Annotated in this window: 9 protein-coding genes; 4 read left to right on the top strand and 5 right to left on the bottom strand. The window is 69.2% G+C overall.

The window, feature by feature from the left end; genetic code table 11:
- Positions 1-10 precede the first annotated feature (10 nt).
- The 5 genes from kdpC to GBB76_RS03325 form a co-directional block, all read right to left on the bottom strand.
- Entirely contained in the window at positions 11-613 is a 603-nt protein-coding gene (gene kdpC / locus GBB76_RS03345; protein ID WP_152301972.1) for a potassium-transporting ATPase subunit KdpC, read from the bottom strand.
- Positions 614-739: 126 nt separating this feature from the next.
- A complete protein-coding gene (gene kdpB / locus GBB76_RS03340) occupies positions 740-2806 on the bottom strand; it encodes a potassium-transporting ATPase subunit KdpB (RefSeq protein ID WP_152301971.1) in 2067 nt (688 codons plus the stop codon).
- Positions 2807-2826: 20 nt separating this feature from the next.
- Positions 2827-4536 (bottom strand): potassium-transporting ATPase subunit KdpA, encoded by a 1710-nt coding sequence (kdpA, locus tag GBB76_RS03335; RefSeq protein WP_152301970.1) that lies wholly within the window; start codon positions 4534-4536, stop codon positions 2827-2829.
- 36 nt (positions 4537-4572) lie between these two features.
- Positions 4573-4659 carry a K(+)-transporting ATPase subunit F gene (kdpF, locus tag GBB76_RS03330; RefSeq protein WP_152304738.1) on the bottom strand — a complete coding sequence of 29 codons (87 nt, stop codon included), beginning with the start codon at positions 4657-4659 and terminating at the stop codon, positions 4573-4575.
- 255 nt (positions 4660-4914) lie between these two features.
- Positions 4915-7254 carry an acetamidase/formamidase family protein gene (locus tag GBB76_RS03325; RefSeq protein ID WP_152301969.1) on the bottom strand — a complete coding sequence of 780 codons (2340 nt, stop codon included), beginning with the start codon at positions 7252-7254 and terminating at the stop codon, positions 4915-4917.
- Between the two features lie 296 nt (positions 7255-7550).
- Between GBB76_RS03325 and GBB76_RS03320 the strand changes: the two genes are divergently transcribed.
- The 4 genes from GBB76_RS03320 to GBB76_RS03305 are packed head-to-tail and all read left to right on the top strand — an operon-like array spanning position 7551 to position 12107.
- Positions 7551-8645, top strand: coding sequence for a TRAP transporter substrate-binding protein (locus GBB76_RS03320; protein WP_152301968.1), 1095 nt, complete (start codon positions 7551-7553; stop codon positions 8643-8645).
- A complete protein-coding gene (locus GBB76_RS03315) occupies positions 8642-9190 on the top strand; it encodes a TRAP transporter small permease subunit (protein WP_152301967.1) in 549 nt (182 codons plus the stop codon). The genes GBB76_RS03320 and GBB76_RS03315 overlap by 4 nt, the downstream gene beginning before the upstream one ends.
- The gene (locus GBB76_RS03310) at positions 9177-10502 is read left to right on the top strand and encodes a TRAP transporter large permease subunit (RefSeq protein WP_152301966.1); all 1326 of its coding nucleotides are present in this window, start codon (positions 9177-9179) and stop codon (positions 10500-10502) included. The genes GBB76_RS03315 and GBB76_RS03310 overlap by 14 nt, the downstream gene beginning before the upstream one ends.
- A gap of 15 nt (positions 10503-10517) precedes the next feature.
- Positions 10518-12107 carry a gamma-glutamyltransferase family protein gene (locus GBB76_RS03305; RefSeq protein ID WP_152301965.1) on the top strand — a complete coding sequence of 530 codons (1590 nt, stop codon included), beginning with the start codon at positions 10518-10520 and terminating at the stop codon, positions 12105-12107.
- Positions 12108-12112 lie beyond the last annotated feature (5 nt).

Genomic DNA, 12112 nt, shown 5'->3' with positions numbered 1-12112 from the left:
CGCCATCCCGTCAGGAACCGGGCGCCGGCGCGACGGCGGGAGCGGCCACCGGGGCGGCCGCGTCGAGGGCGAGATTGAGGGCCAGGACATTGACACGCGGATCGCCGAAAACGCCGAGTTGGGCCCGCTTTATGTGCGCCCCGACGAGGTCGCGTACAAGAGCCTCGTCCACGCCCCGGGCGCGGGCCACGCGCACCACCTGCGCGAGAGCGTTCGCCGGCGAAATATCCGGGTCGAGGCCGCTTCCCGAGGTGGTGATCGCGTCGACCGGGATCGGCCCCGCGACGCCCGCCGAGCGCAACGCCGCCGCGTCGGTCTTCAGCCGATCCGCCAGCTTGGCGCTGGTGGGGCCGAGATTGGTGCCGGAGGAAGCGGCAGCGTCGTAGCCGGCGCCGGCCGCCGACGGGCGCGGATGGAAATAGCGCGCGGCGGTGAAGTTCTGGCCGATGAGCGCCGAGCCGATGACCTGCCCGCCGCGCTCGACGAGCGAGCCGCGCGCCTGCGCGGGAAACACCGCCTGCGCCAGCTCGGTCATGGCCAGCGGATAGGCGATGCCGGTGATCAGGGTGAAGGCGATGAGCAACGTCAGCGCCGGGCGAAGAAAGGTGAGCATGGGTCGGTTCCTTGAGTTCATCTCGTCATCCCGGACGGCCGCAGGTCGATCCGGGATCGCGCGGGATCGGAAAGCGATCCCGGCTCTCCGGCTGCGCCTGCGGCCGGGATGACGGTCACGGGATCATCACGCCAGCCCCATCGCCGCGATGGCGATGTCGATCAGCTTGATGCCGACGAAGGGCAGCACGATGCCGCCGCCGCCATAGATCAGCAGGTTGCGGGCGAGCACCGTCCCCGCCTCCTGCGCGCGATAGGGCACGCCGCGCAGCGCCAGCGGGATCAGCGCGATGATGATCAGCGCGTTGAAGATGACCGCCGAGAGGATGGCGCTCTGCGGCGAGTGCAGCCCCATGACGTTCAGCAGGCCCAGTTCGGGTATGGCGGCGATGAACAGCGCGGGAATGATCGCGAAGTACTTCGCCACGTCGTTGGCGATGGAGAAGGTGGTGAGCGCGCCGCGCGTCATCAGCAGCTGCTTGCCGATGCCCACGATCTCGATGAGCTTGGTCGGGTCGCTGTCGAGGTCGACCATGTTGCCGGCCTCGCGCGCCGCCTGGGTGCCGGACTGCATGGCGACGCCGACATCGGCCTGCGCGAGCGCGGGCGCGTCGTTGGTGCCGTCGCCGCACATGGCGACCAGCCGTCCGTGCCGCTGCTCGGTGCGGATATAGGCGAGCTTGTCCTGCGGCGTGGCCTCGGCGATGAAGTCGTCGACGCCGGCTTCCGAGGCGATGGCTGCAGCCGTGACCGGGTTGTCGCCCGTCACCATCACCGTGCGGATGCCCATGCGGCGCAGCTCGGCGAAACGCTCCTTGATGTCGGGCTTCACGACGTCCTTGAGGTGGATGACGCCGAGCAGCCTTCCGTTCTCGGCGAGGCCGAGCGGCGTGCCGCCGGAACGGGCGATCTTCTCCACCGCCGCGTCGAAGGCGGCGATGCCGGTGCTGGCGTTGGGATCGACCGAATGGACGAAGCGCTTCACCGCGTCCACGGCACCCTTGCGGATGCGTCGGCCGGCGGCATCCACGCCCGACAGGCGCGTGGCGGCCGAGAACGGGACGAAGCTCGCCCCCTCCAGCGCCGCCCGCTCGGTGGTGATGCCGAACCGCCCGCGCGCCAGCGCCAGGATCGAGCGGCCCTCGGCGGTCTCGTCCGCGAGGCTCGCCTGCACGGCGATCAGCGCCGCCTCGTGCTCGGTGATGCCGGGCACCGGGATGATCTCACTGGCCATGCGGTTGCCGAAGGTGATGGTGCCGGTCTTGTCGAGCAGCAGCGTGTCGACATCGCCGGCCGCCTCCACCGCGCGGCCCGACATGGCGAGCACGTTGTGGCGGATGAGACGGTCCATGCCGGCGATGCCGATGGCCGAGAGCAGGCCGCCGATGGTGGTCGGGATCAGCGTGACCAGCAGCGCGACGAGGATCGGCACCGGCACGTCGGCGGCCGAGTAGCGGCCGAGACCGGCCAGCGAGACGACGGCGATCAGGAAGATCAGCGTCATGCCGACCAGCAGCACCGAAAGCGCCATCTCGTTCGGCGTCTTCTGCCGCTCGGCCCCTTCCACCAGCGCGATCATGCGGTCGAGGAAGGAGGAGCCCGGCGCGGCGGTGATACGCACCACCAGCCAGTCGGAAATCACCGTGGTGCCGCCCGTGACGGCCGAACGGTCGCCGCCGCTTTCGCGGATGACGGGCGCGCTCTCGCCGGTGATCGCCGCCTCGTTCACCGAGGCGATGCCCTCGACGATCTCGCCGTCGCCGGGGATGAGGTCACCGGCCTCGACCAGCACGTGGTCGCCGAGCTTGAGATCGAGCGCCGACACCCGGTCGAAACGCTGGCGCGCGGCCGGGTCCTTCAGGCGCTTGGCCACCGTGTCGGTGCGCGCCTTGCGCAGGGAATCCGCCTGCGCCCTGCCCCGGCCCTCCGCCACCGCCTCGGCGAAGTTGGCGAACAGCACGGTGAACCAGAGCCAGGCCATGATCTGGCCGGTGAAGGCCAGCGGATGGCCGACGAGGAAGTCGCGCACGAACAGCACGGTGACGAGCGCCGCCACCATCTCGGTGACGAAGATCACCGGGTTGCGCATCAGCGCGACCGGGTTGAGCTTGACGAAGGCGTCGCGGATCGCCCGCCCGATCAGATCGGGCGAGACGAAGCCGGACGCGTTCTTCGCAGGGGTGTGCGTGGACATTTCGGGTCTCCCGTGCGCGATCAGAAGGTCTTGCCGGCCAGCATCTGCACCTGCTCGGCGATGGGGCCGAGGGCGAGAGCGGGGAAGAACTGCAGACCGCCGAGGATGAGGATGACGCCGACCAGCAGGCCGACGAAGAGCAGCCCATGGGTCGGGAAGGTGCCGGAGGAGGCGGTGAGCCGCGTCTTTCCGGCGAGCGAGCCGGCGATCGCCATCATCGGAACGATGTAGGCGAAGCGCCCACACAGCATGGCGAGGCCAAGCGTGGTGTTCCACCAGGGCGAGTTGGCCGAGAGGCCGCCAAAGGCCGAGCCGTTATTCCCTGCCGCCGACGAATAGGCGTAGAGGATCTCGGACAGACCGTGCGGGCCGGCATTGCCGAGCCCGGCCAGCGCGTCCGGCAGCACCGCCGCCACCGCCGAGAAGCCGAGGATCGCCGTCGGCAGGATCAGCACGGCGAGGATCGCCATCTTCACCTCCGCGACCTCGATCTTCTTGCCGAGATATTCCGGCGTGCGTCCGACCATCAGGCCGGCGACGAAGACGGCGATGATCGCCATCACCAGCAGGCCGTAGAGGCCGGAGCCGTTGCCGCCCGGCAGGATTTCGCCGAGCTGGATGAGGAACATCGGCGCCAGCCCGCCCAGCGGCGTGAAGGAGCCGTGCATGGCGTTCACACCGCCATCCGACAGGCCGGTCGTCACCGCCGCGAACATGGAGGAGGCGGCGAGGCCGAAGCGGACTTCCTTACCCTCCATGTTGCCGCCCGCCGGGTCGATGCCGGCGGCCAGCAGCGAGGGCGTGCCCGCCGCCTCGGCCCAGTAGGTGATGGCGATACCGGCCACCAGGATGACGGCGATGGCGGCCAGCAGCGCGCGGGCCTGCCGGCGGTCGCCGATCAGCCGGCCGAAGGCGAAGACCAGCGCGGTCGAGATGACCAGCATCTGCCAGATTTCCAGCGCGTTGGAGAGCGGGCTGGGGTTCTCGAACGGGTGGGCGGCATTGACGTTGAAGAAGCCGCCGCCATTGGTGCCGAGCTGCTTGATCGCCATCTGCGTCGCCACCGGACCCATAGCGATGGTCTGGGACGCACCTTCCAGCGTGGTCGCGGAAACGGTGGCGTCCAGCGTCTGCGGCACGCCCATCCACACCTGCACCAGCGCGGTGAGAATGGCGAGCGGCAGCAGCACGTAGAGAACCGAGCGCGTCATATCGACGAAGAAATTGCCGACCGTGACTGCGTTCGAGCGGGCGAAGGCCCGCACCAGCGCCACGGCGAGGGCGAGGCCGGTCGCGGCGGAGAGGAAGTTCTGCACCGTGAGCCCGGCCATCTGGCTGAACAGGCTCATGGTGGTCTCGCCGCCATAGGACTGCCAGTTGGTGTTGGAGACGAAGCTCACCGCCGTGTTGAAGGCGAGGTCCGGACTGAGGCCGGCGAAGCCCAGCGGGTTGTAGGGCAGCAGCCCCTGCAGCCGCAGGATCGCATAGAGCAGCACGACGCCGGCGAGATTGAAGGCGAGCATGCCGAGCGTGTAGGCGAGCGCGCCCTGCTCGCGCGCCGGGTCGATGCCGGCCACGCGGTAGAGGCCCCGCTCCACCGGCCCGAGAAGGGCCGAGAGCACGGTGCGCTCGCCGGAATAGACGCGCGCCATATACGCGCCGAGGGGCACGGCCGCGGCGACGACGAGCGCGAGGATGATGGCTATCTGGAGCCAGCCGATGACGGTCATGGCGAAAGGACTTTCACGAGCGAGGGGAACGGCGCGTCAGAACTTCTCGGGCCGCAGCAGGGCGGTCACGAGATAGACGGCGAGGGCCAGCGCGACGGCGCTGCCGAGGACGAGGTCGAACATGTCCCTCACCCCTTCGACACGGCGCGGGCATAGAAGGCCATCAGCACGAAGAAGCCGATGGCGATGGCGAGGTAGAGAAAATCGAGCATGATCCGGCTCCTGTTTCCTGCATGGCGAGGATGTAGGGCCGGGCCGATAAGGGTTCGATCCGGAATGCCGGCGCCGCACATAAGGGGGCCATAAAGACGCCGGAACGATCAGCCGGCCTCCGCGCGGCGGCGAGGGCGCGGCGGCTGGCGCGCGGACGAGGCCGGGCTATCCCCGCCCCTCGGCCGGTCTCTCGAAGATCGCCTTCGCGATCCGGGCATGGACGCCCCAGTTGCCGTCCGCCACCTGCGTCACGCCGAAATCGACCGCCACCGACATCAGCGAGATCGCCTCGTCCTCGTCGAGCCCGTAGCGTTCCATCAGGAATTTGCGGGTCGCGCGGAAGGCGCTGCGCAGCGCCCGGCTCAGCGAGGAACGCTTGAACACCTCGGACTGCGCGTTGCGGCCGAGTTCGCGCAGATAGTTGGTGTAGCTGAAGCCGTGCAGCAGCCAGGCGTCGGGCGTCTCGATCAGCGGCGCCCCGAGCCCGTTCAGGAACGCCTTGTTCGTCTCGCCGCGCTTGTGCAGCACGAGGCGGATATCTCCGGTCAACGAGCATTCCAGCGCCGTGCCGCTGATCTCGCCGTCGCCCTGCGCCAGATGCGGGTCGCCGATGGACAGCAGCGCGCCGGGCACCGCGACCGGCAGATAAACCGCCGCGCCCTTGCCGGCGCGCCAATTGTCGATATTGCCGCCGAAATAGCCCGGCGGCACCGAATCCACCATGTCGGTCTCGCGCGGGGCGACCGCGATGAAGCCGAAATGCGGCCGCACAGGAATGCGCGCGCCCGTCAGCACGCCTTCGCGCTTCTCGATCCGCGCGTGGTCGACCGGAACGCCGGGATAGTCGATGGTTTCATGCATCACGCCGAACGGGTCGGTCTGCGGCGCCCAGCGATAGGAATAGACCGCCTCGGCAAAGCCGCTCTCTCCGGCCGCATCGGTGCGGTAGATGGTGATGACCTCGCGCTTGCGCGGTTCGTCGAGAATGTCGTCATGGTGGAAGCCCCACGCGGCGGCCGCGTTGGAGCCGAAGGCGAAGCCGGCATGGGCCGGGTTGGCGCAGGGGCGCGGCTTCAGGTCGAGAATCTCGACCTCGAGCACGTCGCCCGGCTCGGCGCCATGGACGAAGATCGGCCCGGTGCAGATATGCACGCCGAACCCCTCGCCCGCCCCGCGCCCGAAAATGGAGGCGTTCACCGGCCCGGCGCCGCGCCGGTCCACCGCCTTGTAGTCGCGCGTCCAGCGGAACACGTTCTCCGCACCGGCATCGCCGGAAATCATCCGCTCATGGTCGTCATAGGCGTGCTGGGTCAGCGTCTCGATGGTGACGCGCGCCCCGGAGCGGACCCGCAGCACGGGCGGGATGGTGCGCGAGAGATAGCCCCAGTGAACGCTATCGCGCGATACCGACAGATGGTGATGGCCGGGCTCGCCCACCTCGGCCGGCGGGGCGGCGGGCGAGGCTTCCTCAGGAGTGGAGGCCGGCGCCGCGACCGGCGCCGGCCGCGCCGCCCGGGCGCCGGAATGCATCGGCCTCCCGCGCGTCCAGCGGGTCTCCTCGGTCGTTCCGGCCGATTTGCGGTAGTCGCGCGGCGAAATGGCATAGGCGGCGCTGAACACCCGGCTGAAATGCGCCTGGTCGGAAAAGCCCCAGCGGAAGCCGATCTCGGCGATGGAGCGGTCGGCGTGCTGCGGATTGACGAGTTCGAGCCGGCACTGCTCCAGCCGGCGATGGCGCACATAGTCGGAGAAGGAGCGGTCCTGCCCTTCGAACAGGCGCTGGATGTAGCGGGCGGAGAGCCCTTCCGCCTGCGCGATGTCGGCCACCGACAGGTCCGGCTCGCGCAGCCGCGCCTCGATCTGTGCGCAGACACGGGCGAAATGGGCCGACTGCACCTGCGTGGCGCTGTCCTCCTCCGGCCGCGCCTCGGCCAGCAGGGCCGACAGCACGAGGCCGGTCACGGCCGGCTCGGCGGCCATCACGTCGCCGTCCTCCATCATCGCGAAACTGGCCGCCAGCGCCCGCATCATCGGGCGGGCGGCGGAGGCGGAGACCGATTCCCCCAGCACCAGCGTCGGCACCGTCGGCGCCCGCCCGAAGCGCCCCACCAGCCGTTCGCGCGGCAGGCGCAGGAGCAGCAGTTCGAAGTCGTTGCGGAACTGGATCGAGAACGGCGCCGCCGGATCGCAGACCCACAGGTCGCCATCGGCGAATTCGGCGGCCCGCCGGCCGGAATCGGTGAGGTGCCCGCGCCCGTAATTCACGAAGCCGATCAGGATCTGGGGCTCGCCCTTCGGCAGCGCCGTCAGGTCCTGCGCGCTGGAGCGCAGCAGGGCGAAGGTCGCCAGCGTCGGCGAGCGCTTGATCGACACCTCGCCGAAATGGAACGCCGCGTCCTTCGGCAACCGGCCGGCCAAAGCGAGGCTAGCCAGCGTCTCGCGCCAGGCCGCTTCCTGCTGGCTCGCGGGGAAGGCGTTGATCGAGATGGGAACGGCTCGGTTCATGATGGCGTCGCTTTTGCGCGGGGGAAGCGAGGAACGCCAGTGAAGCACTTTGACGAACGGCGCACAAAAACTTGTCGCGGCCGCCCCGGCCGGTACCGCACAATTTCGCGTCAAAGCCACTCAATATATTGATATCATGATTATTTTATTCGTTTTTTTGACTGTGCCGGCGGGGCCGCATCGCCCTCCCTGCCTCCTATGGGGCATTGCCGTTCGCGTAGCGCGGCGGGATACCTAGCCTCGATCCGGGCGCGCCGAAGCCAGTTCGCGGCCCATTTTGAAGCAAGGGGAACAGCATGGACCGCCGTGGATTTCTGGGAGCCGGCCTCGCCGGTACCGCCGCTGCCGCCACGCTGGCCGCGCCGAGTGTCGCGCGCGCCCAGCAGACTTTCAGCTGGAAGATGACCAATGCCTATGGTCCCGGTGCGCCCTTCTATGTCGCCGGTCCGGGCAGCCCGACCTATTTCTGCGAGCTGGTCGGCAAGATGTCGGGCGGCCGCCTCAAGATCCAGCATTTCGCGGCCGGCGAGCTGATCCCGGCGCTGGAGGGCTTCGACGCCGTCTCGTCCGGCACGGTCGAGATGAACGCCGCCAACTCCTATTTCTGGGCCGGCAAGGTGCCGGCGGCGCAGTTCTTCACCTGCGTGCCGTTCGGCCTCAACTTCCAGGGCCAGAACGCCTGGATCTACCACGGCGGCGGCCTCCAGCTGTGGGAAGAGCTGTACGACCCCTTCAACCTCGTGCCGATGCCGCTGGGCAATACCGGCGTGCAGATGTCCGGCTGGTTCCGCAAGCCGATCGAGAAGGTCGAGGACTTCAAGGGCCTCAAGATGCGCATCCCCGGCCTTGCCGGAAAGGTCTACGCGCAGCTTGGCGTCGACGTGAAGCTGCTGCCCGGCGGCGAGATCTTCCCGGCGCTGGAGCGCGGCGTGATCGACGCGGCCGAGTTCGTCGGCCCCTATCAGGACCGCCGCCTCGGCCTGCAGAAGGCGGCCAAGTATTATTACACCACCGGCTGGCACGAGCCCAACAACGTGACCGAGCTGATCGTCAACAAGACCGCGTGGAACTCGCTCCCCGACGACCTCAAGGAGATCGTCCGCACCGCCGCCATGGCCTGCAACGTGCTCAGCCACACCTGGTGCGAGGCGACCAATGGTGAGGCCATGGTCGACCTCGTGAAGAACCAGGGCGTCATCGCCGGCCCCTATCCGACGGCCGTGGTGGACAAGCTGCGCGAGGTCACCGGCACCACGTTGCAGCAGCTCGCCGACTCCGACCCGAAGATCAAGAAGGTCTATGACAGCTTCACCGCCTTCGCGGCCAAGCACAGCGAATGGGCCGGCCTGTCCGAGGCGGTGTACCAGACCCAGATCCGCAGGGGATCATGACCGTCCTGTTCGAGAAATGGGCCCGCGGCCTCGACGCAATCGTCGAGGCCTGCGGCTGGGTGGCGGCGTGGACGGGCCTTGCGCTCGTCCTCGTCATGGCCGGCAACGTGCTGCTGCGCTACCTGTTCCACACCGGCTCGGTGGCCATGCAGGAGCTTGAATGGCACCTGATGAGCCCGCTGACGCTGCTGTGCATCGCCTACACGATCAAGCATGAAGGCCATGTGCGGGTGGACATTCTCTACGCGCACCTGCCGCCCCGGCTGCGGCAGGCCATCGACCTGTTCTCGGCGCTGAGCGTGGTCGCCCTCGCGGTGATCGTGATCGTGCTGTCCTGGCCCTATGTGATGCAGTCCTACCGGATCAGCGAAGGCTCGCCCGATCCCGGCGGCCTGCCCTACCGCTTCATCCTCAAGGCCATGATCCCCGCCGGCTTCGTCCTGCTGCTCCTCCAGAGCCTTTCCGCGACGCTGCGCGCGCTGATCCCCTTCCTTGGCGGCGCGGCCGAACCGTCCGCCCGAGTGAGCGCCGATGCCCCTCAATGAAATACTGGCGATCGCCTGCATCGCCTCCTTCTTCGTCATGCTGTTCATCGGCGTGCCGGTGGCGCTCACGCTGGCGATCAGCGGGTTCTTCTTCGGCTGGCTCGGCTTCGGCACGACGCTGTTCGGCCTGCTGCCGGCGCGCATCTACGGCGTCACCGCGAACTATACGCTGATCGCCATCCCGCTCTTCGTGTTCATGGGCGTGATGCTGGAGAAGTCGCGCCTCGCCGACGAGCTGATGGAGGTGATCGGCCATCTGTCGGGCAGCCTGAAGGGCGGCATGGGGCTCGGCATCATCCTTGTCGGCATGCTCATGGGCGCGACGACGGGCATCGTCGGCGCCACCATCGTCACGCTCGGCCTGCTCACCCTGCCGACCCTGCTGCGGCGCGGCTATGACCGGAGCCTGTCCTGCGGCGCCATCTGCGCCTCGGGCACGCTCGGCCAGCTCATTCCGCCCTCGACGATCCTCATCCTGCTGGCCGACATTCTCGGCGAGTCGGTGGGCACGCTCTTCGCGGCGGCGCTGATGCCGGGCCTGCTGCTGACCGCCATCTTCTGCATCTACATGCTCCTCGTCGGCGTCATCTGGCCGGAGAAGGTGCCGGCCATCCCGCTCGCCGAGCGTCAGGCGATGCCGCGCCGGGAGCTGTGGCTCAAGGCGCTCAAGGTCGGGCTGCCGCCGATCGGGCTGGTGCTCGCCGTGCTCGGCTCGATCATCGGCGGCATCGCCGCGCCGACCGAGGCCGCCAGCATGGGCGCGCTCGGCTCCATCCTCGTCGCCGCCATCGCCGGGCGCTTCACCCTGAAGACCCTCGTCGACACGGTGCAGTCCACCGCGCGCATCACCGCCATGATGTTCTTCGTGCTGATCTGCTCGCAGGTCTTCGCCCTCGCCTTCCGCGGGCTGGGCGGCGAGCGGCTGGTGCACGACGCCTTCGCGCTCGTCCCGGGCGGCACCGACGGCATCCTCATCTTCATGCTGCTGATCATCTTCGTGCTCGGCTTCTTCATCGAATGGATCGAGATCAGCTACATCGTGGTGCCGATGTTCCTGCCGCTGATGATCAACGCCAATGTCGACCTGGTCTGGGCGGCGGCGCTGATCGCCACGGTGCTGCAGACCTCCTTCCTGACGCCGCCCTTCGGCTGGGCGCTGTTCTACCTGCGCGGCGTCGCGCCTCCCGAGGTCCGGACCGCCGACATCTACCGCGGCGTCCTTCCCTTCATCGCGCTTCAGCTCGCCGCTGTCGCCGTGGTCTTCAGTTTCCCCTCGGTGGCGACCTGGCTGCCGAAGGCGATCGGCTGGTAGCCGGAGTACCCTGACATGCTGAACACGGTTCGTGCCCGCCGGGGCATGGCGACCTCGCCGCACCACCTCGCCACCGAGGCGGGCCTGCGGGTGCTGCGCGAGGGCGGCAACGCCGTCGAGGCGACAGTGGCGATGGCCGCGACGCTCGCCGTCGTCTACCCGCACATGACCGCCATCGGCGGCGACGGCTTCTGGCTCATCGGCGGGCCGGGCAAGGAACCCGTCGCCATCGACGCCTGCAGCCGGGCTGCCGCCGCGGCGACGCCGGAGCTGTATTTCCGCGCCGGCCTCGACGCGGTGCCCCAGCGCGGGCCGCTGGCTGCCAACACCACCGCCGCCACCGTCGCCGGCTGGGGCGAGGCGCTGGCGGTGAGCGCGGAGCGGGGCGGCAGGCTGCCCCTCGCGCGGCTGCTCGAGGACGCGGTCTGGCACGCGCGCAACGGCTTCGCCGTCACGGCGAGCCAGCATGAGCTGACGACGCAGAAGCTGCCCGAACTGGCGCACGTCTCCGGCTTCGCCGAGACCTTCCTCTATGGCGGCAGGCCGCCGGCCACGGGGGCGTCCATGGCGCTGCCGGCGCTCGGCGAGACGCTGCACCGGCTTGGCATCGAGGGCACCGAGAGCTTCTATCGCGGCGCGCTCGCCCGCGAGATCGCGCACGATCTGGCCGCCGCCGGCGCGCCGGTGACGCTCGACGACCTCGCCGCCTGCCGGGCGCAGCGTGTCGCCCCACTGACGGTGAGGCTGCCGGGGTCGCGCCTGTTCAACTTCCCCCCGCCGACGCAGGGGCTGTCCTCGCTGATGATCCTTGCCTTGTTCAGCCGCCTCGGCGTGCGCGAAGCGGAAGGATTCGACCATCTCCACGGGCTGATCGAAGCGACCAAGCAGGCGTTTCTGGTGCGCGACCGCATTATCGGCGACCCCGACGCCATGACCGACGATCCCCGCGACTGGCTGACCGAAGCTGCGCTCGACCGCCTCGCCAGCCGCATCGACCCGGCGCGGGCGCTCGCCTGGCCGGCGCCGCCTTCGGCGGGCGATACGGTCTGGCTGGGCGCGATCGACGGCAACGGGCTGGCCGCCAGCTTCATCCAGAGCATCTATTTCGAGTTCGGTTCCGGTGTGGTGCTGCCGCAGACCGGCATCGTCTGGCAGAACCGGGGCTCCAGCTTCCATCTTCGCGGCGACGGCCCGCGCCTGCTGGCGCCCGGCCGCAAGCCCTTCCACACGCTCAACCCCGCCATGGCCACCTTCGACGACGGCCGCCACATGGTCTACGGCACCATGGGCGGCGAGGGCCAGCCGCAGACGCAGGCCGCTCTCTTCTCGCGCTACGCCCTGTTCGGGCAGGAGTTGCAGGCCGCCGTCACCGCCCCACGCTGGCTGCTCGGGCGCACCTGGGGCGCCGACACGGTGACACTGAAGCTGGAGGACCGTTTCCCGCCGGCGCTCGTCGCGGCGCTGCGGGCGGCCGGTCACGATGTCGAGACGGTGGCGCCGTTCGACGCCATGATGGGCCATGCCGGCGCCATCGTCCGCCACGCCGACGGACGGCTGGAGGGCGCCGGCGATCCGCGCTCGGACGGATGCGCGGCCGGCTTCTAGCTACC

It is taken from the genome of Ancylobacter sp. TS-1, assembly GCF_009223885.1.
Taxonomy (GTDB): Bacteria; Pseudomonadota; Alphaproteobacteria; order Rhizobiales; family Xanthobacteraceae; genus Ancylobacter.
This window is presented reverse-complemented; position numbering and strand designations above follow the sequence as displayed.

Coding starts and splice junctions, on each gene's coding strand:
- kdpB (WP_152301971.1), bottom strand. CDS start 2,806: ATGTCCACGCACACCCCTGCGAAGAACGCGTCCGGCTTCGTCTCGCCC.
- GBB76_RS03320 (WP_152301968.1), top strand. CDS start 7,551: ATGGACCGCCGTGGATTTCTGGGAGCCGGCCTCGCCGGTACCGCCGCT.
- kdpF (WP_152304738.1), bottom strand. CDS start 4,659: ATGTTCGACCTCGTCCTCGGCAGCGCCGTCGCGCTGGCCCTCGCCGTC.
- GBB76_RS03315 (WP_152301967.1), top strand. CDS start 8,642: ATGACCGTCCTGTTCGAGAAATGGGCCCGCGGCCTCGACGCAATCGTC.
- kdpA (WP_152301970.1), bottom strand. CDS start 4,536: ATGACCGTCATCGGCTGGCTCCAGATAGCCATCATCCTCGCGCTCGTC.
- GBB76_RS03305 (WP_152301965.1), top strand. CDS start 10,518: ATGCTGAACACGGTTCGTGCCCGCCGGGGCATGGCGACCTCGCCGCAC.
- GBB76_RS03325 (WP_152301969.1), bottom strand. CDS start 7,254: ATGAACCGAGCCGTTCCCATCTCGATCAACGCCTTCCCCGCGAGCCAG.
- kdpC (WP_152301972.1), bottom strand. CDS start 613: ATGCTCACCTTTCTTCGCCCGGCGCTGACGTTGCTCATCGCCTTCACC.
- GBB76_RS03310 (WP_152301966.1), top strand. CDS start 9,177: ATGCCCCTCAATGAAATACTGGCGATCGCCTGCATCGCCTCCTTCTTC.